Origin of the sequence: Streptomyces sp. M-16 (assembly GCF_052114405.1) — a bacterium.
Lineage (GTDB): Bacteria > Actinomycetota > Actinomycetes > Streptomycetales > Streptomycetaceae > Streptomyces.
On sequence record NZ_JBFRER010000001.1, the window covers coordinates 191,806 to 213,584 of the forward strand.

Consider the following 21,779-nt stretch of genomic DNA (forward strand, 5'->3'; position numbering starts at 1 on the left):
CCGGTGCGCGCGGGTTCGTGCCCGACGTCGGCGCGAGCCGATGTGTTGGTCGTCGGTCGTCAGTCGGCCAGGATCCGGTCACGGTGGGCGGTCCATTCCAGCGAGTGCCGGATGCCCTCGGCCAGGGAGTACGCCGGCTCCCAGCCGAGCAGGTCCCGTGCGCGGGTACCGCGGGTGTAGGCGCCGGCGACATCGCCCGGCCGGCGGTCGGCGCGCACCACGGTCAGGGGCGTGCCGACGGAGGAGTCGAAGGCCTCCAGCAGCTCGTTGACCGTGGTGCCCGTGCCGGTGCCGAGGTTGATCGCGGTGCTCCGCCGTCCGTCGCCGAGCACCGTGTCGAACGCGCGGAGCGCGGCGAGGTGGGCGGTCGCCAGGTCCCATACGTGGACGTAGTCGCGGATGCCGGAACCGTCGCGCGTCGGGTAGTCGTTGCCGGTGACCTCGAAGGAGGAGCCTTCCTCCAGGGCCTCGATCATCTTGCCGAGCGCGTGCGAGGGGCGGCGCAGCTGGAGGCCCGTACGCATCTTCGGGTCCGCGCCGACCGGGTTGAAGTACCGCAGGGACAGGACGCGGATGTCCTGGGTGGCGGCGATGTCCGCGAACATCGTTTCGCAGATCGCCTTGGTGCGGGCGTACGGGCTCTGCGGGTCGAGCCCCGAGTCCTCGTCGACGGAGAAGTCCGCGCCGGGCTCGTAGATCGAGGCGGAGGAACTGAAGACGAGCCGGCCGCAGCCGTTGCGCAGCAGGTGCGACACGAAGGCCAGGCTCTTCGCGACGTTCGCCTCGTAGTAGCCCACGGGGTCGCCGACCGAATCGGGGACCACGATCAGCGCGGCGCAGTGGACGACGGCCTCGATCTCCGGATGCTCGGCGAAGATCCTGTCGATCAGGGCGCCGTCCGCGATGTCCCCCTCGAAGAACGCCCGCCCCTCGGTGAATTCCCGGCGGCCGGTGACCAGGCTGTCCAAAATGACCGGGGTGATTCCCGAATCGATGCAGGCGGACGCGATCGTGCTGCCGATGAATCCGGCACCACCCGAAACGAGAACCTTCACATCAGTCCCTTCCTGAAATGCCGGCCGAGATGCGGCCGGTCGCCGTTTTCCTTTCCCGCCGTCCTGAATTCCCTTCCGGACGAGGGGGGTTCAAGATACCGCATCGTGGAAGAATTCTTCACGGATGCGGTCACGGGCCCGAAGGGCGGTGCGCTGGAAGGGGGTGCGGGACGGCCATTTCGGCCCGAGTCGCCGGCCTTTCGTCGGGTCGTTTCGATCGTGCGTGGGAATTCGTTTCGTCGCCGAATATCCGCAGGTTCTCGTGCCGGACGGTCGTGGCGATCGCGGTCTTCGCCGGCCGGGCGCCGGACGGCGGAGCCGGCCAGGGCTCGGCCGACACGGAGCGGCGGGTCAGGGCGCCGGCGTACCCGAGGTCCTGGGCCATCAGGGCCAGCCGGCAGCTGATGTCCGTGCGGTGGGCCCGCACGGCACGGTCGTCTGCGGGTGGAACGCCCCCGGCCCGGCCGGCCTCTGCCAGGACGTCCAGTGCCCGCGCGAGGTCCAGCCCGAGGCGCTCCGCCGTCGCGAACGCCTCGCCCAGGGCGACCAGCAAGGAACCGGCGAGCAGTTCGTCGACCTGCCTGAACCGGCCGCCGGCCCCGGTGGGGCCCAGCCGGAAGACCCGTTCGGTGAACACGGCGAGCAGCGGGCGCGCGGATTCGACGGCGGCGGCCGAGCCGCCGGCGAACACGATCGGGGTGCCGTCCGGGGCCCGTGGGGTGGTCCCGGTCACCGGGGCGTCGACCGGCGCCAGCGCGCGTTCACGGCAGGCCTCGGCCCACACGGTGGTCCACCCGTCGGAGAGGGGCGAACACTCGACGGCCGGTGTTCCGGGCCGCGCGCCGGCCAGGGCGCCGTCCGCGCCCAGCCACACCGAGCGGCTCGCCGCGTCGCCGCTCACCGCGGAGAGCACGGCGCGGGCACCCTCCGCGGCCTCGCGCGGGGTCGAGCAGAGCGTGGTGCCCGCCCCGGGCGGCCCTTCGAGCAGGTCGGGCGTCCGGTGGTGGAGCCGTACGAGGAAGCCCGAGAGGCGCAGGCGCGGGACCATCCGGGAGACCATCGGGCCGGCCCCCAGGACGGCGACGCTGTCCCCCGGGGCGAGGGGTCTCGTGAGCGGGGACGGCGGGACCACGGCTGTCTCGTTCTCCAACGGGCTTCCTCTTCGTTCGGGTTCGTTTCCGCGGCCCGCGGCCCGCGGCCCGCGGCCCGCGGGCCGCTCGGGGCGTCCGGGCCCGGACCGGTGCCGTGTGCGGCGGACCTCGCCGGACACGGGACTAGATGTAGCCCTCGCGCAGTGCGTAGGCCACGGCGTGGGCCCGGTTGCGCAGTTGGAACCGGGTCGTCACGGTGTGCAGGATGTTCTTGACCGTCCGCTCCGAGTACGCGAGCTCGACCGCTATCTCCGCGGTGTCCATGCCGTCGGCCACCAGCCGCAGGACGTCGACCTCGCGCGGCACCATGCCCAGGGTGACGGACGCGGCGCCCTGTCCGCCGGCCTTGCCGTCCCGGAGCCGCCCCATGTGGCCGATCAGCTGGGCCAGCAGGTCGGGCGGCAGTTCGCAGCCGCCCCGTTCGGCCGCGAGGACGGCCTGGCGCAGCCGTGCCCCCGTGGCCTCGCGGCGCCACAGGATCGTGGTCACACCGCACGCGACGACGTCCAGCAGCTCGGCCTCCCGGATCCGGTCCAGGACCAGCACCACCCCGACCTTCTCGGCCCGCACCAGCCGGGACAGCCTCGCCAGGACCGTCTCGTCGAAGGCGTCGGCGATCAGCAGGGCGACGTCGGCGCCGTCCTGCCGGGGGCCGTCCACGAGCGCGATCTCCGGGTACTGACGGAGGTGGCTCATCGCTCCGGCCCGGGTGATCGGGTCCGGGGCGTGAATGGCGACCGCCACCCGACGGGAGGTACGGACGTCGTCGACGAACTGCAGCACGGTGAAGAACTCCTTTTCCCACGACCGGCTCCCACCCTTTCCCATCGGGCGGGGCGCGGCCATCGTGGTCGACCACGAGATCGGGACCACCACGAGGAAGGCGGTGCGGGGGCCGTGCGGTCCGTGCGGTAACGCTCCACGGGGGCACCGGGCGTCCACAGCGGTCCGGCAGCGGTCGCCACGGCGCGCGGACACCTCCGGATCGCAGGCTATCCGCGGCCCACGCCTCTCCGCCCCCACGCCGAGGGCAGAGCGGGCGCGCCCGTCCGGGCAACGAAGGGCGCGGCGGTTTCCCCCGGGTCTGCCCTTCCCGACCTGCCCGCCGCGCCCGCCCGCTCCTACGCTCGTCGGTGTCGTGGGGTTTCCCCCTGATCACCACGACGCCGGTTCGGCCGGTCCGGCCGTCAGCCGGTCCGGCCGGTCCAGCTGGCCGAGTCGACCGAGTCGACCGAGACGGCCCCGCCGGCTCAGCCGGTCTTGCCGAGGGCGACGGCCAGGTCGCCGCGGCGGATGCCGAGCTTGCGGTAGCAGTGCGTCAGATGGGTCTCCACCGTCCGTACGGCGAGGTGCAGCAACTCGGCGATCTCGACGTTGCTGTGGCCGGCCGCGGCCAGTTGCGCGATGCGGCGCTCACTGGAGGTGAGCGCCGTGGCTCCGGTGTGCCGCGTCCGCCGGGGCCGGGCCCCGCAGTCGCGCAGGGCCGCCCGCGCGACGAGGTTCATCCGTACCGCTCCCGTCCGTTCGGCCCGCTCGACGGCCTCGCGGAACACCGTGCGGGCCCGCCGGCTCTGGCCGGAGTCGTGCAGGGACCGCCCGAGCGACACCAGGGCGGGCAGCAGCTCGGGCAGCGGCTCCGCCGTGCCGCGTAGCAACTCCACCGCCTCCTCGACCAGTTCCAGCCCGTGCCGGCCGCCGAGCGCCACGCCCAGGGCGCGCAGCGCCCGGCCGACCGCGCGGGGCGTTCCCCAGGCGCGGGCCAGCCGGAGCTCCTCCCGTGCCAGCGCGGCAGCCTGCTCCGGCGACCCGAGCGCCACGTGGCAGTCGGCGGCGGCGGAGCGCCACGGGGTGACGATCGGGCTCTCCACCTCGCGGGCGGACTGGCGCCTGCCGCACTCCAGGAGGTCCGAGAGGGCGGCGTCGGGTTCGTCCGACGCCATGTGCAGCAGACCCCGCGCGTACAGGAACTCGTTCCACTCCCACGAGCCGTGCGCGCCCCCGGCCGTCACGGCGTAGGCGAGGCGGCGGGCTTCGGCGAGCCGCCCGGTCTCGGTCAGGGCGATGATCGCCTGGGCGCGCAGATGGGCGTTCTCCGCGCCGGGCGCGGCCAGGTTGCCCGGCAGGACGTCCCACAGCGCGGTGTCGGCCAGCAGCGCGGTGTACCGGCCGCGCATCACCTCGGCCTCCGCGGCGACGCTCAGCAGGCTCTGGTGGCCGGGGTGCAGCAGGTTCGGGGTCCGGCAGGCGGCGAGCCCACGGGCCACCAGCCGGTCGGCCTCGGTCAGTTCGTCCGCCCACTGGGCCAGCGTGGCGGCCGACGCGTAGAGGTACGGTTCGAGCAGCGGGTCCAGCGAGGTCCGCGTCAGCGACCGGACCCGCTCCATGACCTCGGCCGCCGACAGCCGGCCGGCCGTCGCGCCGTGTTCGGTGAGCAGGGCCCTGGCGGTCGGGGCGATCCCGTCGGGAGCCTGCTCCTCGATGCGGCGCAGTCCGGCCACCACCCGCAGCCAACTGTCCCCGTCGTGCGAGGAGATCAGGGCGGTCGCCGCCTGCACCGCGTGCGCGAGGTCCGTCGAGTCGGCGAAACCCTCGGCGAGTTCGGCCAGCACGTCCAGGGCGGTGTGGACCTCGCCGCGGGCCACCAGGGCCGTACCGAGCGCGGTGGCGGCGCGGACCCGCCCTCCGGCGGAGCGCTGCAGACGCAGGGCCTCCGCCAGGTGGCGGACCCCGGAGGCGCGTTCGTCCCGTACCTCCAGGCAGCCCAGCCGGATGAGGGCCTCGCTGCGGCGGCCGACGGACAGCGGTTCCCGCAGCGCCCGGCGCAGGCAGACGATCGCCTCGTCGGCCCGCCCGTCGCGGACCGCCTTCGCGGCGGCGCCGGTCAGTGCGTCGGCGGCCCAGGGAGCGCCCACGGCGGGTATCGGCAACAGGTGGCGCACCACCGACTCCTCCGGATCGCCCCGGTGGTGCAGCAGTTCGGCCGCGCGCCGGCGCACGTCCGCGCGGCGGTGCCGTTCCCACGTGTCGCGTACGGCCTCGTGCAGCAGCGGGTGGGCGAAGACGGGGCGGCCGCTGCGCGGGTCCTTGCGCAGCAGCCCCTGACGGATGAGTTCGCCGGTCCAGCCGCGCACCCGGGACGGGTCGACGTCGGTCACGGAGACCAGCAGGGCCAGTGCGTCGTCCTCGTCCTGGATCTCGGCGAAGGTCCGCAGGGCGTCCGCGGTCTCGGCACCGGCGTCGTGCAGCCAGCGGAGCACCGCGCAGGAGAACGCGCCCGGACGCAGGTCGGCGCAACTCCCGGGCAGGTGGGCCGGGAGGGGGCTCCCGACGGCCATCTCCCGCAGGTCCGTGAGGAGCGCGTGCAGCAGCATCGGATTGCCCCCGACGGCGCCGACGCACTCCTCGGTCAGGGTGTGCGGTGCGTCGTCGCCGAGGACGGAGCGCGCGAGAGCCCGGGCGGCCGTCGCGCCGAGCGGGGCCAGCAGGCAGATCTCGTCGGCCGGAACGCGGCAGGCGTCGGTGAACGAGGGCTGGGGAAGCGCCAGGTCGTACTGCCACCGTTCGGTCACGGCCAGCACGACCGGCAACCGGTCCAGGCGCCGCGTCACCTGGGCGAGCCAGCGGCGCGACACCGCGTCCGCCAGGTGGACGTCGTCCACGGCGAGCAGCACCGGCCCGGACGCGGCCCGTGACCGGAGCAGGCTCCACAGTCGGGACGGCAGATCGGCGCCGTGCAACGACCCGCCCCAGGCGTCGACGTCCGGTGGGCCGTCGGACGGGCCGAGGCCGTCGAACAACTGCAGGACCACCCCGAAGTCGACCCCGGCCTCCTGGAGGGAACACCGGGCCCTGAGGACCGTCGTCCCGTGACGCTCCGTGTCCCGGGCGAGGGACCGCAGCGCGGAGCTGCGTCCGCTGCCGCTGGCCCCCCGGATCACCACCGTGCCCCCGGTCCCCGCCCCGGCCCGTCTCACCAGCGCCCGAGCCCTCGCCGGCGGCTCCGCACGCTCCCGCAGCACGGTGGAGGAGGTGTGGGCACGGTCCCGGAGGGCGGGGCTCGGCATGGGAACTCCTGGACTGGTCGGGCACGCTGCGTAACGGGAGGGGCAATTCTGTCTGCCGCTGCAAGACGTACGAAATCCCGGTGCCGCTCCGGACCCCTCTGTGACCTGCGTCTCATGAGCGCCATGGCCCCGGCGGTCGAGGCCGATGAGGCCGCGGGGGTCCAAGCGGGGGTCCAACCGCCGTGCTGGGCGCCGGTGAAGACGCCCGCCACGAGGTACGGCGGGACGGCGAGCAGCCACGACTTCACCAGCACCGGTCCACGGGACGGGTGTTGGGGGCGGACGACCTCGCGCCCGGGGTCACGCCCCTGCTCCGGTCCGGGGCCGTGGAGTGCCCGTCCGGGCGCCGGGTCTTCGGGTCAGCCCCCGCCCGGTGCGTCGTCCGGCCAGCCGTAGCCGGTGCGCGGCCGTTCGGGCACCGCACCCATCGCGGCCAGGTCCCGGTCGGCGGCGCGCATCAGCTGACCGGCCAGGTCGCGCATCGCCCGGCTCGCCGCGAGCTCGTCACCGATCGCGGGGATCTCCACGTCCTGCGGGTTGCAGCGCGCCTTGCCGCGGCCCGTCATGATGGTCGTCCCGTTGTCGAGCACCGCGCGCGCCGTGGTGATGCCGCTCTCCTCGTTCAGGTACACGCCCACCTGCCACTGTTCGGCGTGTGTCATGACGTGCCTCCTCACGCCCGGGGCCCATTCCCCTCCAGCATCCCCCCGCGCGGGTCCGGGCGCGCTCCGGGCCGTCAGGCGGCGGGAAGGGGGCCGGGGCCGGCCGCCAGGGACACGTGCAGCCCGTCCGGCCGGACGTCGGCGGACGTGGCCCTGAGCCCGAGGGGGTAGGCGGCGCGGGCGTCCGGACCCGGCGCGAGGCCGTCCAGGCCGAGCCGGCCGGCCGGGACGGAGCGGCCGAACACGGTGAGCCCGTCCACGGCGAGGGTGACCTTGCCGTCCGCGAGGGCGGGACGCAGCGTCAGCCGCCCCGCGCCGCCGGGGCCGACGGCGGCGAGCACGGTGCCGGCCGCCGGGTCGGCCGTCACCGAGGCCACGGTCACCGACGGTGCGGCGGCCCGGATCGCGTCGGCGATCGCCCCCGGGGAGACGGTCACCTCGGCCCGCGTGCCGCCGACGGTGGCCCGCTCGCCGAGGCGGACGTCGTCGAGCCGCGCCCGTACGCGCACTCCCGACAGGCGGCCCACGCGGGCGTCGTCACTGGCGATGTCGAGCCGGGGGATGCTCCCGTGCGCCAGGTCCCACAGGGCCCAGTCGCCGCCGACGCCGACCGTGACGGCGTCACCGAGTCCCGGAGCCGCCTTCGCGACGCGGTGCCGGATCACGGCGCCGGCCGCGGACTCGGCCGCACCGGTCGCGGCGACGGCCACCACGGCCACGGCGCCCGTGACCGAGAGGAGGAGGTGGCGGCGCAGGGCCGCCCGGGTCCCGGCGAGGGGAGCGCGCTTCATCGTCGGTCTCCGGGAAGGGGTACGGGGGTGGCTTCGGGAGTTGCCTCGGGGGCGGGCGCCGGGGCGGGACCCTCCGGGTCGAGTCGGGGCAGGAGCCGCTCCAGCCGGTCGGGGAGCCACCAGTTGGCGCGCCCGAAGAGGTACATGGACGCCGGCACCAGGAGCAGGCGGACCACGGTGGCGTCGAGGACGACGCTCACCCCCAGTCCCAGGGCCAGCATCTTGACGGCGACGTTCGTGGAGAGCAGGAACGCCAGGAAGACGCTGGTCATGATCAGCGCCGCACAGGTGATGACCCGGGCCGTGGCGGCGAGACCGGTGGCCACGGCCAGGTGGTTGTCGCGCCGGTGCAGCCAGACCTCGCGGATCCGGGAGAGCAGGAAGACCTCGTAGTCCATCGACAGTCCGAAGACGATCGCGAACATCATCATCGGCACGTACGACTCGACGGGCACCGGCTCGCTCACCCCGAACAGCGCCCCGCCCCAGCCCCACTGGAACACCGCGACCACCACCCCGTAGGCGGCCGCGATCGAGAACAGGTTGAGCACGGCGGCCTTGAGCGCGATCAGCGGGCTGCGGAAGACGGTGAGCAGCAGGAGGAAGGCGGCCGCGGCCACCACGCCGACGATCCGGGGCAGCGCGCCCGCCAGGGTGTCGGTGAAGGTCTGGGTGGCGGCGGCGGTGCCGGTGACGTACCCGGTGGCACCGGTGCCCGTCAGGGCCCGCGGGACGGTCTCGTCCCGAAGGGTGTGGATCAGCCGGGCGGTCGCCGGGTCCCGCGGTCCGGTGGCGGGGGTGACGGTGGACAGGAGCAGGGCCCCGTCGGGGCCGGCGACCGGGGCCGTCACGGACGCCACCCCCGGGACGGCCGTCAGCCGCCGCCGGAGCGAGGCCGCCAGGTCCTCGCGGCGGGCCGGGTCGGCGACCCGGCCGCTGTCGAGCTGGACGACGACCGTGAGCGGGCCGTTGGCGCCGGCGCCGAAGCCCTCGGTGATCAGGTCGTACGCCCGGCGGTCGGTCCTGGCGGTGGACTGTGCCCCGGCGTCGACGTGCCCCAGCCGCATGGACGCCGCCGGGAGGGCGAGGACGCCGAGCAGGAGCAGGCCGGCGGCCAGGAAGGCCCAGGGGCGCCGGGCGACCCGCAGGGCCCAGCGGTGCCAGACGTCGCACTCCCCGGCGGGCTCGGCGACCGGCGTGCGCACGTGGAGCCGGTCGACGCGGCGGCCGAGCAGACCCAGCAGCGCGGGCGTCAGCGTCACCGACGCGGCGGCGGCCACCACCACGCTGAGCCCCGCCGCGATGCCGAGGGTGCCGATGAAGCCCACGCCGGACGCGCAGAGCCCGCCGAGCGCCATGGCCACCGTGGCCGCGGCGACCAGGACGGCACGGCCGCTGGTGGCGACAGTACGCCCGACCGCGTCGGCCGGTTCCGCCCCGGCGTGCAGCAGGGCCCGGTAGCGGGTGGCCAGGAAGAGGGCGTAGTCGATGCCCACGCCGAGGCCCATCATGGCGGCCAGCGTCGGGGACGCCCGGGCGAAGTCGAACGGGCCGGCGAGCAGGCCGAGGCCGCTGAGACCCACGGCCAGGCCCAGCACGGCCGTCAGCAGCGGCAGTCCGGCCGCGGCCACGCTGCCGAAGCCGATCAGCAGCACCAGCACGGCGACGGCCAGCCCGATGCCCTCCGAGACGCGGTCGGCGGATCCGGCCGAGGCCAGCTGCCCGAGCGGCTCCCCGTACTCGACGGTGACGTCGTCGGCGCGCAGCGGCTCCACGGCCGCGTCGACCCGGGCCAGGTAGGAGGGGTCGAAGCCCGCCGGGTTGCCGTCGAAGCGGACCGTCATCCGGGCGGTGTCGCCGTGGGGGGAGAGCGCCCCGGGCGTGGTCAGCGGGTCGGCCACCGACAGGACGTCCGGCAGCCGGTCCAGGCTGGCCACGGCTGCCGCGACCGCCTCCCGGTGGGCGGCGACCGTACCGCTCCCGGTGTGGAGCACGAGGGCGGCGGCCGTGCCCCCGCCTCCGCCGGTGTGCGCCTCGATCAGGTCGGCGCCGGTCTGGGCGCCGGTGCCGGGCAGGGAGAAGCTGTCCGCGAAGGTGCCGCCCCAGGCGTGGTCGGCGGACGCGAGGCCGGCCAGGAGCAGTACCCACAGGGCGACGATCCGCCAGGCGTGCCGGGCGCACCAGCGCCCGCTGCGGTGGAGGAGTCCGGGCCCCCCGGTCGATGCGGTGTTCATGGGCCCCACTGTGCGTGGCTCCCGTAAGGGGATCGTTGGCGGATTGTTCGGGGAACGTACGGACCCGCGCGCCCGCCGCGGGGACCGCGGATGCCGCGGCGGCGTCGTCACACCGCCGCGGCGGGCCTCAGGCCGGGCCGGGTGTCCGCGGGAGGGCGACCGTGAAGCAGGCGCCGCCCTCCGGACCGTGCCCCTCCACCTGGAGGGTGCCCCCGAGACGGCCGGTCAGCCGGTGGGCGAGGGCCAGCCCCAAGCCGCTGCCGACCGGGCGGGTGTCCCGGTAGCGCGCGTGCAGGGCCCCGCTGTCGAAGGCGACGCTCACGTCGTCCTCGGTCAGGCCGGGGCCGCCGTCGCGGACCTGCACCTCGGCCCCGCCACCCGGGGCCGCCCGCACGGCGAGGACCACGGGCGCGCCCTCGGGTGTGAGCCGCAGGGCGTTCTGCACGAGCCCGTCGACCAGCTGCCGGACCCGGAAGGCGTCCGTCTCGACGACGAGGGGCGGCTCCGGCCGTTCCACCCGCAGCTCGACCCCGGCGCGCGCGCCGGGCCCGGCCCAGAAGGCGGCGGCCTCGGCGACGACCGCGCCCAGGTCGGCCGGGGCCACGTCCAGCCGGAACCCGTCCGCCTCCAGCCGGGCCAGGTCCAGCAGGTCCGCCAGGAACCGGTCCAGGCGGCGCGTCTCATCGGCCAGGACGCCCCCGACCCCGGGCAGCCGCTCCGGCTCGATCAGGCCGTCGGCCAGCGCCTCGGCATACCCCTGGAGCGCGGTCAGCGGGGTCCGCAGGTCGTGGGAGACCGACAGCAGGAACTCCCGCTGCCGGTTCTCGCTGCGCGCCAGCGCCGCGTCCAGGACGTTGAGGGCGCGCCCGATGTCCTGCGTCTCCCGCGGCCCGTCGACCGGGGCCGGCACGCCCCGCTCGCCGTCGGCGAGCCGGTGCGCGACCCGAGCGGCCTTCACGAGCGGACGGGCGATGCGGCGTGCCATGAGCGCCCCGGCCAGGGCCGCGCCGAGCATGCCGACGACCAGCGGCACGATCACGCTGCGCCGGATCTCGTTCGTGTTCCGCGTGACGACCGCGTACGGCTCGGTGAGGACGACCGCGCCGCCGCCCACGGCCGGCCGCCCCACCAGCAGCACGTCCTGTCCCCCCAGGACGGCGGTGGTGGAGACGGGTTCGCCGGCGAGCAGGGCCGCCTTCACGGCCAGGCCGACGGCCGGGGTGGCGCCCCCGCCGACCCTCCCGTCGGCGGAGATCACCGCGAGCTCCACCCCGTTCGGCCCGCCCAGCGCCCGGGCGCCGTTGAACAGCGCCTGCGACAGGACGGGCAGCCGCCCGAGCACCGTGGCCTGACGCGTCAGCTGGTCGCGCTCGCGGCGCTCGGCGGCGTGCGCGGCGCTCTGCCAGGCGACCAGCCCCGTCAGCGCCACCGCGAGCGCGGCCACCGCGGTGGTCAGCACCACGATGTTGCGGGCCAGCGAGGCGCGGCGGGGGCGGGGCCGGTTCACGTACGGGGATCCGTCGCGCTGTAGCCGACGCCGCGGACCGTGCGGATCGGGCTGGCGTCCCCCAGCTTGGCGCGCAACTGTGACACGAACACGTCGACCATCCGGGTGTCGCGGTAGCCCGGGTACCCCCACACCCGCGCCAGCAGCTGTTCCCGGGTGAAGACCTGCCCGGTGTGCCGGACCAGGTGCGCCAACAGGTTGAACTCGGTGGTGGTGAGTTCGACGGGTTCGCCGTCGCGGCGGACGGTACGGCTGAGCGGATCCAGGCTGAGCCGGCCCACGGTCTCGGCCGGCCGGCCCGGCGGCCCGGCCGCCCTGCGCAGGACCGTCTTGACCCGGGCGACGAGCTCGCGCGGCGAGAACGGCTTCGTCAGGTAGTCGTCGGCGCCCAGTTCGAGGCCGAGGATCCGGTCGGCCTCCTCGCCGCGCGCGGTGACCAGCAGGACCGGCGTCCAGTCGCCGGCGTCCCGCAGGGCCGTGCAGAAGGCGATGCCGTCCAGCCCCGGCAGGCCGATGTCCAGCACGATCGCCACCGGGTGCATCCGCCGCGCGGCGGCGAGCCCGGCGGTCCCGTCGGCCTCGACGTGCACGCCGAAGCCCTCCCGTGCCAGGTAGAGCCGCTGCACGTCGGCGATGTGGCGCTCGTCCTCGACGACCAGCACGAGGCCCTTGGACTCCGTCATCACTTCCCCTCACGCGCGGCGAACCCCGCCGATGCTAACCGCGGAGCCCCGTCCGCCCGGCGGGTGCGCCGCCACCCGTACGTTCCCCGAACATTGCGGCGGCGCGCCCCTGCGCGACCGCCGGGCGCAGGGGAAGGGGCCGGTCACGAACCGGGACGGGCCCAGATCCGCCGGTACGCCTCGCGGTAGCCGGAGGGGTCCCAGGACGTGGCGCCACGGCTGTTGGCGGCGGTGGCGATGTGGACGGGGGCGACGTACCCGCTGGCGGGCCGGCCGGCGAAGGCGCGGTTGAACTCGTCGACGATCTGCCAGCCCTGCTGGGACAGCGGTTCGGGGACGGTGGCCGCCTGGAACTGCCCGCTGTCGATCCGCTGGAACGCGGAGGGGTCGCCGTCGCCCGCGCCGATGTTGAAGGGGGGCCCGGAACCCGGGGCGCCGGCCGCGCGCAGGGCCGGGGCGGCGTCCGCGAAGTAGAGGTCGTTGATGGCGACGGAGTCCGTCCACCGGTGCCCGAAGCGGGCCAGGAGGGAGGAGATCTCCTGGGGGGTGCGGCTGCCCGCGTCGGGGATGGGGATGTTCTCGTACGCCAGGAGCCGCACGCCGGGACAGGTGGCGAGTTGCTTCTTGATCAGTTCGGCCTTGTTGCGGGCGAAGGGGATCGAGTCGTCGGTGAAGACGACGACCCCGCCGTTGCCGCGGGAGCGGGCGATGATCCAGTCGGCGCCGATCCGGGCCACGTCCTCCACCTTCGTGGTGACGTTGGTGAAGAGGCCGGCGCTCTCGCTCGGGCCGGGGGAGCCCACCGCGTGCCAGCCGACGAGCGGAATGTGCGCGGCCCGCGCCTGCGCCACCTGCTGGGAGGTCAGTTCGGGGTCGAAGCCGCCGATGACGATGCCCGAGGGCTTGAGGGTGACGGCCTGGCTGAGGGCCGCCTGGATGCCCGCGGGAGTGCCTCCGCCGTCGATCACCCGGACCTTCCAGCCGATGGCGTCCGCGGCTTCCCCGACACCCTTGGCGACGCCGGCGACCCCGGGGTTGGTCATGGTCTGGGCGACGTAGACGAGGGTCTTGCCGGGTACCGCCGCGGGCCCGCCGGTGGGGCCGGTCCAGGTCGCGTCGGTGTTCTCGGCCCGCCGGACGGCGGCCCCGGCCTGCGCGAGGGCTGCGGGGCAGCCCGCGGCGGAGGGCCCGGGGGAGGACGGCCCGCCGCCCGACGAGGGGCCGCCCCCGCAGCCGGCGAGGAGGGTGAGGGCCGCGCTCAGCAGGGCCGCGGCGGTGAGGGTGGCCTGGTGGTTGGCTTGCACGGGGCTCCTGACACGGGTGCGCGTACGACGGGCCGCGGTGTGCCGCGACGGGTTCTGGCTTACGGGTGACGGGTCGCGCCGGCGCCGGTACGCAGCCGGCGGCGCGCGGAGTAGCCGGCCAGGCCGACGGCGATGAGCAGCGTGGCGCCGTTGAACAGCGGCGTGGCCCAGAACTGGGCGCCGAGCTGGCCGATGCCGGCCAGGCCGATGGCGAGGACGGCGACGGCGACCACGGTCCCGAGGGCGTTGGCGCGGCCGGGCTTGATCGTGGTGGAACCGAGCAGGGCGCCGACGAAGGCGGGCAGCAGGTAGTCCAGTCCGACGCTCGGGTTGCCGGTCTGCTGCTGCGCGGCGAGCAGCACTCCGGCGAAGCCGAAGAGCAGGCCCGATCCGGCGAAGGCGTAGACGGAGTAGCGGTGGGTGGGGATGCCGATGATGCCGGCGGCGCGCGGGTTGGAGCCGATCACGTACAGGTAGCGGCCCAGCGGCAGCCGTTCCAGCACCAGCCAGAGGGTGCCCGCGACGGCCAGGACGTAGTACGCGGGCAGCGGCAGGCCGAGGAAGCGGGAGTCGTAGAGGCCGGTGAAGGCGGCGGGCAGGCCCTCCGGGCCGGGGACGATCCGGGCACCGTCGGTGATCCAGCCGGTGACGGCGTACATCATGCTGCCGGTGCCGAGCGTGGCGATGAAGGAGTCGATCCGCCCGAATTCGACGATGACCCCGTTGAGGGCGCCGATGGCCGCCGCCCCGGCCACCACCACGAGGCAGGCGAGCGGCCAGGGCCAGGCGTCGCTCACGATCAGGTCCAGCACCATGACGTGCGCCAGGCCGAGACCGTAGCCGATCGACAGGTCGAACTTCCCGGCGGCGATGGGGACGGTCGCGCCGAGCGCGAGGACGGCGGGGATCGACTGGTTGGAGAGGATCGAGGAGACGGTGTCCCGGGTGGCGAAGGTGGCGGGCAGGGCGAGGGAGAAGGCGAGGAACAGCAGGGCCGCGAGGGCCGGGAGGCCGTACGCGCCGACGTGGTGCCCGCGCAGGCGGTCCAGGAAGGGCCGGGACGAGGGGGAGGAGGTCATCGGGTCGTCCCGGGGCCGGTGACGGGGGGCATGGCCGAGGCGGTGCGGGTGAGTTCGGCGACGGTGAGGTCCGGGCCGGTCAGCTCGGCACCCACGGTCCCGCGGACGAACACCAGAGCGCGGTGGCACACGCCCGCGACCTCCTCGAAATCGGTGGAGACGAGCAGGACCGCGAGACCGGAGGCCAGCGCGTCGTCGAGCAGCCGGTGGACCGTGGCCTTGGCCCCGACGTCCACGCTGGCGGTGGGCTCTTCGAGGACGAGCAGCCGCAGCCTCCCCCGGAGCCAGCGCCCGACCATGACCTTCTGCTGGTTCCCGCCCGACAGGGTGGCGATGGGCACCTCGCTGTCGCGGGGGTGCACCGAGAACCGCTCGATCAGGTCGGCGGCCTCGGCGCGCTCGCGCCGGGGGCTCATCCAGCGCCATGCCGGGACGCCGGCGGACCGGGGGTTGGCCAGGAAGTTCTCCCGTACCGTCAGCGCGGCGGCGCAGCCCTCCCCCTGACGGTCGCCCGCGACGAGGGCGACCCCGCGGGCGAGGGCGGCGCGGACCGAACCGGGTCGGTACGGGCGGCCGTCGAGCAGGATCCGCCCGCCCAGCAGCGGCCGGGCGCCGACGAGGGCCCGGCCCAGGTCGGCGTGGCCGGCGCCGGTCAGGCCCACCATGCCGAGGACCTCGCCGGCCCGCAGCTCCAGGCTGACCTCCCTCGCGGCCGTCGTCGTCACGCGGTCCAGGCGCAGCAGGGGCGGGCCCGCCGCCGGGGTGGCGACGGGCCCGTGCCCGGCCTGCTCGCGGCCGACGATGACGCGCACGAGCCGGGCGGGGCTGTGGCCGGCGAGCGGGCCCCGGTCGACGACGCGGCCGTCGCGCAGGACGGCGAAGGTGTCGGCGACCCGGTACACCTCGTCCAGCCGGTGGCTGACGTAGAGGATGCCGTGACCCTGGTCGCGCAGGGCGTGCAGGACGTCGAAGAGCCGTGCGCAGTCCGCCGCGGGGAGGGTGGCGGTCGGCTCGTCGAGGACGATCAGCTCCGCGCGGGTGGCCAGGGCGCGGGCGATGGCGACGAGCGAACGCTCGGCGGGGGCGAGTACGGAGACCGGGGAGTCGGCGTCCAGGTCTCCGCCGACCAGGCGCAGGGCCCGGGCGCAGCCCTCCCGGGTCCGCCGCCAGGAGACGAGTCCCCCGCGGCGCGGGTAGCCGGTGCCCAGGGCGATGTTCTCGGCCACGGTCATCCACTCGACGAGGCCGAGGTCCTGGTGGATGAAGGACATGTTCCGGGTCGCGGCGTGGGAGCCGAGGGGGTGCCCCGCCACCGTCACCTCGCCCTCGTCGGCGTGGTGGACCCCCGCGAGCACCTTGATGAGGGTGGACTTGCCGGCGCCGTTGGGGCCGAGCAGGGCGAGGACGCTGCCCCGGTGGATGTCGAGGTCGACGGAGTCGAGCGCGCGGGTGCCGCCGAACCGCTTGCCGAGCCCGCGGATGCGGACGAGGGGCGGGGGCGCTCCGCCGGAGCGCGGGGGCGGACCGCCCGTCGATGTGCCGGGAGCGTCATGCACAGACTTCTCCGGGGGTCGGCCTCCGAGGTGTTCCCGACTGCATGGGGGATTCTATGCCGATATGTAACTGTATCGACGGTATTTGCMCCCTCTGAGTGCCGGGACCCGGCGGGGCCGGCCCCCGGCCGGTGGTGGACCGGCGGTGCCGTTCACGCGGCGTCCAGGGCGCACTCGGCCCAGATCACCTTTCCGCCGGTGGTGTAGCGGGTCCCCCAGGCCTGCGCGAGCTGGGCGACGAGGAACAGGCCGCGGCCGCCCTCGTCGGTGGAGGCCGCGTGGCGCATGCGGGGAGCGGAGTTGCTCGCGTCGTGCACCTCGCAGATCAGGGTCCGGTCGTGGATCAGGCGGACCCGGATGGGCGGGCTCCCGTAGCGGACGGCGTTCGTGACCAGCTCGCTGAGCAGCAGTTCCGTGGCGAAGGAGGATTCCTCCAGTCCCCACCGGTCCAGCTGCTCCACCGCGGCGGCGCGGACCTGGCCGACGAGGGCCGGATCGGGGTCCAGGTCCCACGAGGCGATCCGGTCGGCGGGCACGGCGTTGGTCCGGGCGACGAGCAGCGCGATGTCGTCACCGGGGTGTTCGGGCGCCACGGCGTCCAGGACCGCCCGGCAGGTGTCCTCCGGGGCGCGGTCGGGGTGGGCCAGCGCGCCGCGCAGCTGGTCCAGGGCCGTGTCGACGTCGCGGTGGCGGTCCTCGATGAGCCCGTCGGTGTACAGGACCAGCTGGCTGTGGACGGGGAGGGTGATCTCCGCCGACTCGAAGGGCAGGCCGCCGAGGCCGAGCGGGGGCCCGGCGGGCAGGTCGAGGAGCGAGACGCTGCCGTCGGGGAGTACGAGGGCGGGCGGGGGGTGGCCGGCGCGGGCGACGGTGCACTGCTGCGAGGTGGGGTCGTAGATCGCGTACAGGCAGCTGGCGCCGACGATGCCGGTGCTCCCGGCGCCGGGCAGGTCCCCGCCCTCCTCCCGGTCGAGCCGCACCATGAGGTTGTCCAGGTGCGTGAGGAGCTCGTCGGGGGCGAGTTCCAGTTCGGCGAAGTTGCGGGCGGCGGTGCGCAGCCGGCCCATGGTGGCGGCGGCGTGCAGTCCGTGGCCGACGACGTCGCCGACGAGGAGGGCGACGCGGGTGCCGGACAGGGGGATGACGTCGAACCAGTCGCCGCCCACCCCGGACTCGGCGGGCAGGTAGCGGTGGGCGACCTCGACGGCGCCCTGTTCGGGCAGGCCCCGGGGGAGCAGGCTGTGCTGCAGGGACAGCGCCAGGGTGTGCTCGCGCGTGTAGCGCCGGGCGTTGTCGATGCACAGGGCGGCGCGGGCGGCGAGTTCCCTGGCCAGCGCCCGGTCGTCGTCGCCGTAGGGCGCGGGATCCTGCGAGCGGTAGAAGCAGACGATGCCCAGGAGGACGCCCCGGGCGAGCAGGGGCACGGTGATGAGGGAATGGACGTTGTGGGCGAGCAGCAGCTCGGCGTGCGCCGGATCCTGGGCGATCCAGCCGAAGGCGGCCTTCAGCTCGGGCTCCAGCACCGGCTGCCCGGTGGTCATGCAGCGCATGTGGGGCGTGGTGGGATGCAGGTTCACCCGCGTGCCGACCGGGTAGAACGGGCAGTCCTCGCGGATGCCGTGGACCACCGTGCGCCGCATCTCCGCGGTCGGGTTGGGGGACTCCTCCCCGCGCAGCACGGCCTCGGGCACGTCGATGGTGACGAAGTCGGCCAGGCGCGGGACCGCCGTCTCGGCCAGTTCCCGGGCGGTGCGGTCCACGTCCAGGGTGGTGCCGATGCGGTTGCCGGCCTCGGCCAGCAGTTCCAGTCGGCGCCGCGCCGCGACGGCGTACCGGCCCACCTCCGGTTCGCCGACCAGCACCAGGCCCCGGACCATGCCGGGGGCGGGGTCCGCACCGGACGAGGGGGCGGGCGCGGGGGAGCGGGTGGCGGAGTCCGCGCGGGCGGGGGCGTGGCCGGCGGCGTCCGCGTGGGGCGGGGCGGGGGCGTGGCGCTCCGTGTCCTCGGGGATGAGTGCCTCGATGACGATCCCCTCCACCCCGGAGGAGCTGGTGACGGGACGGCTCACCAGGGTCACCGACCGGCCGTGGGAGAGGGGCACCTCGGTGGCGGCCCGCCGGGCCGAGGACATCAGCTCCGTGGCCCGCTCCTTGAGGAGCGACCGGTCGGACTGGTCCAGCTCGCTCTGGAGCAGCTCGGCCATGGCGAGCGGGGAGCCGTTGCGGGGTTCCGTGCCGTTGCGGGCGGCGCGGAACCCCGCCTCCAGGTAGGCGTGGAGCAGTCCTCGCTCCCGTGCCGAGCTCTGTTCCATCAGGCGCCGTTCGACGGCCTCGGCGGCCCTGCGCACCAGCGGGATCAGTGCCGGGTCCGCGTCCGTGTAGGGGTAGCCGAGGCACAGTACGCCCTCGATGTGCCCGCTGAGCTGGTCGCGTACGGGGATGGCGGTGCAGGCGCTCGACTGTGAGCGTTCGGCGAAGTGCTCGGCGCCGTAGACCTGGACGAGGCCCCGCTCGGCGAGGGTGAGGCCGATGCCGTTGGTCCCAGCGACCTGCTCGGCGAACACGAAGCCGGGGACGGTCTGGATCGGGGCGAGGTGCCGGGGCAGGGACTTGTCCCCGAAGCGGCGCTCCAGTACGACACCGTGCCCGTCGGCGAGGCAGATGTTCATCCGGCTCCCCGTGAAGATCGACTGGAGCCGGTCGAGCACGGGAGCGGCGGCCCGCACGAGGGGGCCGTCCGGGTCGAAGTCCTGGGTGAAGGGGAGGTCCGCCCGGTCCGGGGACAGGCCCAGCAGCCGGCAGCGCTCCCAGGAGCTCAGGATCGCGCCCCGCACGTCCCCTTCGACCGACTCGACCGTCTCGCCGTGCAGAAAACGATCACGTGAGAGCACGGGGCCGATGCGGTCTTCCACCACCCCCATCTGCACCACTTCCCCTCACCGGAACGCTCTCGATCGCCCGGTTTGAGTATATTCCTCACATTTTATGGCTGGCGTGAGTGGGGAGCGATCGGCGGCCCCCGGGCCTCACAGGACCGCGACCGGGTTGACGGGCGAGCCCGTGCCGCCGGGAACGTTCAGCGGGGTCACGACGAGCAGGAACGCGTACCGGCCCGCCCCGGCGCACGCGGCGGAGAGGGCTTCGAGGTCGAGGTTGTCCAGCAGGGGCACCCCCATGGCGGTGATCGCCAGGGTGTGTACGGGCGAGTGCACGCCCTCGACCGGCGACGGCCGTACGTCGCTGTCCCCGTCGGCGCCGAGCAGGCAGACGCCCCGCTCGGCCAGCAGCGGCAGGGCGTCCACGTGCCAGCCCGCGCTCGCGGCGCCGCAATCCCAGGGGCCGAGCTCCCGGCGCCGGCGGAAGCGGCCCGAGCGCAGCAGTACCGCGTCCCCGTCACCGAGCGTGACGCCGAGTGTTCGCTCCGCGGCGGTGATGTCCGGAGCGTGCACCGCCCGGCCGGGCTCCAGCCAGTCGACCCCGAGGACGGCGGGCAGGTCGAGGAGCACGCCGCGGGTCACGAGCGGGCCGAGCGCCTGCACCGAGCCGAAGCGGGCGCCCCCGGCGCCGACGGACGCGCGCGCGTCGCGGCCGTCGTACAGCCGCCCCCGGTAGGCGAGGTGGGACAGGGCGTCGAGGTGGGTCACGCTCTTGCCGTGGTAGTCCGCGGCGAGGAAGTCCTTGTACGCGGAGGGTTCCGGGGCCTCCACGTCGCCGAGGTCGGACATGTGGTGCAGGGCGGGCTTCGTGTTGTCCGGTCCGGGGCGGGTGTCCCAGGGGCGCCCCATCGGGACGACCGTGCCGGACCGGACCAGGGCCGCGGCCCCGCGCACGTGGTCCGCGGTCACCCTGTTCCACGCGCCGCGGTCGGGCGCGGGCCAGCGGCCCCACGTGCGGACCGCCTCGAAGAGCGCGTCGAACTCCCGCCGCGATACGGCGGGTCCGTTGGCGGGGTCGCTGCTCATGCGTGCTCGGCGCTCCAGGGTCCATGCGGGCCGGCGCCCGCGCGCCCGCCGCCTCCCCGGTCAGGATCCCCGCCCGGCGCGGTACCGGGCCGGGGGCGCGCGGGCGGGGGCCGCGTCATTCCTCCTCCGGAAGCGCCGGACGGGCGGGAGGGGCCGTCGCCCTCCCGCCCGTCCGGCGGTGTCCCGCGGGGTGCGGCCGGTCGTGGCGGCCGCGTCCGGTCAGAGGCCGGCCCGTCCGCTCGCCAGGGGCCACTCGCGGTTGAGGGTGCCGAGCGGGATGCGGCGGTCCATGACCGGCGTGCCGAACAGCGACAGCCCGAGGTGGAGCTGGCCGCTCAGGTCGAAGCCGCCGTGCAGCGCCCACGAGCCCGTCGCCGAGGTCTTGCCGTCCGTGGACGCGCTCGCCTTGGCCTCGGCCTCGCCACGCAGGTAGGGGGCGAAGTCGGCGCCGACGCCCACGACCCCGTACAGGCCGACGGAGGCCTCCGCGCCGAGCGCGGCCTTGACCTTTCCGGCGGCGGTGACCTCGGCCTTCACCGGGGAACTCTGCACGGCCGACGTGCTGACCGGGGTCCAGCCCTTGCCGGTGGCGTAGCTCCCGCCGACGCGGAAGTCGCCCTTGACGTCCTGCCGGACGTCGAGGGTGACCCGGCCGTCCGCCTCCACCTGGACGTAGCAGGTCAGGTCGAGGTTGACGACGACGGGCACCGGGCCCACCTGGATGACGGGGGAGCTGTGCAGTTTGGCGAACGGGATGCGCTTGGGCGCTCCCGTGCTCGCCGCGGCGCGGCCCTTGAGCTCCCACTGGGAGGACCAGTCGCCGCTCATGCCGAGGAAGGCCGAGTGCGGGAGGGCGCCGGCGCCCTGGGCGCCCTCGTAGGAGAACTCCACCTCGGGGGCCAGCTGGACGAAGCCGGACACCGAGGCTCCGGCCGAGACGGGCGCGCCTTCGGCGGTGTCGACGGCGGCGTTGACGTCGAGGCGGAGGTTGCCGAGGGGCAGCTTGGCGCTGTTGGGCCCGGAGCGCAGGCCCCCGCCCTTGGCCCAGGAGACCGTGACGCCCTTCATCAGGGGCTCGACCGCGACCGTGGCGGGGTCGACCGGGACCTTGCCGTCGGCCTTGTCGTCCTTCAGGACGGAGGCCAGGGTCGTGGAGGCGGTCTTCACCTCTGTGCCGCGTTCGGTCTTCTTGACGACCTCGGTGACCTTCGCGAGCAGGCCGTCCGGGGCGCCGGGCGCCGGGGCGCTGGCGATGACGTCGCCGACGGCGACGGGCTGGTCGGGTGTGGGGGAGTGGGTCGGGGAACCGCTGGGCCCCTGCGGGGCCTTGGATATGACGGCCCGTCCGCTGGCCTTGTCGTAGGAGGCGACCTTCAGCGAGGACTTCTCGGGCTGTGTCTGGCCGGTCCGGGTGCGGGCGATGGCGGACGGTGCGGCGGACCCCTGCGGGGCGGCGTCCACGGTCAGCTGCTGGGTGCCGTCGCCCTGTGACGCGGTGGTGGGGGAGCCTCCCGCCTCGGCGACCGCGCCGGTGTGCGGTGTCGAGGAGCAGCCGGTGGCGGCGAGCGCCAGGGTGGTCAGGCCGGGGAGCAGGAGGCGTCGGGTGAGCGTGCGCACGTAGGTGTGACCTTCAGATCGGATAGCAGGTGTTACTCGTAAGTAATCTGAAGGTCGATCATGCCATGCGGACGCCGCGCCGGTCATCTCGGGATCCGGCCAACTCGGCTGCCGCGC

15 protein-coding genes are annotated in these 21,779 nt (G+C 75.1%); all 15 read right to left on the minus strand.

Annotation, left to right across the window (positions count from 1 at the left end):
* Positions 1-59: 59 nt before the first annotated feature.
* Complete coding sequence (gene galE, locus AB4039_RS00830) at positions 60-1,055, minus strand: UDP-glucose 4-epimerase GalE (protein ID WP_266845982.1); 996 nt, start codon at positions 1,053-1,055, stop codon at positions 60-62.
* A gap of 130 nt (positions 1,056-1,185) precedes the next feature.
* Complete coding sequence (locus tag AB4039_RS00835) at positions 1,186-2,205, minus strand: NAD(P)-dependent oxidoreductase (protein WP_442269719.1); 1,020 nt, start codon at positions 2,203-2,205, stop codon at positions 1,186-1,188.
* A 124-nt stretch (positions 2,206-2,329) separates the two neighbouring features.
* Positions 2,330-2,989 (minus strand): LuxR C-terminal-related transcriptional regulator, encoded by a 660-nt coding sequence (locus AB4039_RS00840; RefSeq protein WP_266845984.1) that lies wholly within the window; start codon positions 2,987-2,989, stop codon positions 2,330-2,332.
* A 467-nt stretch (positions 2,990-3,456) separates the two neighbouring features.
* On the minus strand, positions 3,457-6,270 hold the full coding sequence (locus tag AB4039_RS00845) for an AAA family ATPase (RefSeq protein ID WP_442269720.1): 2,814 nt from the start codon (positions 6,268-6,270) through the stop codon (positions 3,457-3,459).
* A gap of 359 nt (positions 6,271-6,629) precedes the next feature.
* Positions 6,630-6,932, minus strand: coding sequence for a DUF1876 domain-containing protein (locus tag AB4039_RS00850; RefSeq protein ID WP_266845986.1), 303 nt, complete (start codon positions 6,930-6,932; stop codon positions 6,630-6,632).
* Positions 6,933-7,006: 74 nt separating this feature from the next.
* Positions 7,007-7,723 carry an LmeA family phospholipid-binding protein gene (locus AB4039_RS00855; RefSeq protein ID WP_442269721.1) on the minus strand — a complete coding sequence of 239 codons (717 nt, stop codon included), beginning with the start codon at positions 7,721-7,723 and terminating at the stop codon, positions 7,007-7,009.
* Positions 7,720-9,957, minus strand: a complete 2,238-nt coding sequence (locus AB4039_RS00860; RefSeq protein ID WP_442269722.1) for an MMPL family transporter — start codon at positions 9,955-9,957, stop codon at positions 7,720-7,722. Before AB4039_RS00860 ends, AB4039_RS00855 begins: the two co-directional genes overlap by 4 nt.
* 127 nt (positions 9,958-10,084) lie before the next feature.
* The gene (locus tag AB4039_RS00865) at positions 10,085-11,464 is read right to left on the minus strand and encodes a sensor histidine kinase (RefSeq protein WP_266845989.1); all 1,380 of its coding nucleotides are present in this window, start codon (positions 11,462-11,464) and stop codon (positions 10,085-10,087) included.
* Complete coding sequence (locus AB4039_RS00870) at positions 11,461-12,147, minus strand: response regulator transcription factor (protein ID WP_266845990.1); 687 nt, start codon at positions 12,145-12,147, stop codon at positions 11,461-11,463. The genes AB4039_RS00865 and AB4039_RS00870 overlap by 4 nt, the downstream gene beginning before the upstream one ends.
* Before the next feature lie 143 nt (positions 12,148-12,290).
* The gene (locus tag AB4039_RS00875; protein WP_442269723.1) at positions 12,291-13,451 is read right to left on the minus strand and encodes a substrate-binding domain-containing protein; all 1,161 of its coding nucleotides are present in this window, start codon (positions 13,449-13,451) and stop codon (positions 12,291-12,293) included.
* 59 nt (positions 13,452-13,510) lie between these two features.
* Positions 13,511-14,530: an ABC transporter permease gene (locus AB4039_RS00880; protein ID WP_266845992.1), complete on the minus strand. Its 1,020-nt coding sequence runs from the start codon at positions 14,528-14,530 to the stop codon at positions 13,511-13,513.
* Complete coding sequence (locus tag AB4039_RS00885; RefSeq protein ID WP_442269724.1) at positions 14,527-16,086, minus strand: sugar ABC transporter ATP-binding protein; 1,560 nt, start codon at positions 16,084-16,086, stop codon at positions 14,527-14,529. Before AB4039_RS00885 ends, AB4039_RS00880 begins: the two co-directional genes overlap by 4 nt.
* Positions 16,087-16,235: 149 nt before the next feature.
* Positions 16,236-19,004 carry a SpoIIE family protein phosphatase gene (locus AB4039_RS00890; RefSeq protein WP_442269725.1) on the minus strand — a complete coding sequence of 923 codons (2,769 nt, stop codon included), beginning with the start codon at positions 19,002-19,004 and terminating at the stop codon, positions 16,236-16,238.
* A 105-nt stretch (positions 19,005-19,109) separates the two neighbouring features.
* Positions 19,110-20,045 (minus strand): cyclase family protein, encoded by a 936-nt coding sequence (locus tag AB4039_RS00895; protein WP_266845995.1) that lies wholly within the window; start codon positions 20,043-20,045, stop codon positions 19,110-19,112.
* 219 nt (positions 20,046-20,264) lie between these two features.
* Positions 20,265-21,662 (minus strand): hypothetical protein, encoded by a 1,398-nt coding sequence (locus AB4039_RS00900; protein WP_266845996.1) that lies wholly within the window; start codon positions 21,660-21,662, stop codon positions 20,265-20,267.
* Positions 21,663-21,779: the final 117 nt, after the last annotated feature.

Bases quoted from the DNA above. Each gene is read 5' to 3' on its own strand.
- AB4039_RS00890 (WP_442269725.1), bottom strand. From the start codon at position 19,004: ATGGGGGTGGTGGAAGACCGCATCGGCCCCGTGCTCTCACGTGATCGT.
- AB4039_RS00855 (WP_442269721.1), bottom strand. From the start codon at position 7,723: ATGAAGCGCGCTCCCCTCGCCGGGACCCGGGCGGCCCTGCGCCGCCAC.
- AB4039_RS00870 (WP_266845990.1), bottom strand. From the start codon at position 12,147: ATGACGGAGTCCAAGGGCCTCGTGCTGGTCGTCGAGGACGAGCGCCAC.
- AB4039_RS00860 (WP_442269722.1), bottom strand. From the start codon at position 9,957: ATGAACACCGCATCGACCGGGGGGCCCGGACTCCTCCACCGCAGCGGG.
- AB4039_RS00845 (WP_442269720.1), bottom strand. From the start codon at position 6,270: ATGCCGAGCCCCGCCCTCCGGGACCGTGCCCACACCTCCTCCACCGTG.
- AB4039_RS00895 (WP_266845995.1), bottom strand. From the start codon at position 20,045: ATGAGCAGCGACCCCGCCAACGGACCCGCCGTATCGCGGCGGGAGTTC.
- AB4039_RS00850 (WP_266845986.1), bottom strand. From the start codon at position 6,932: ATGACACACGCCGAACAGTGGCAGGTGGGCGTGTACCTGAACGAGGAG.
- AB4039_RS00880 (WP_266845992.1), bottom strand. From the start codon at position 14,530: ATGACCTCCTCCCCCTCGTCCCGGCCCTTCCTGGACCGCCTGCGCGGG.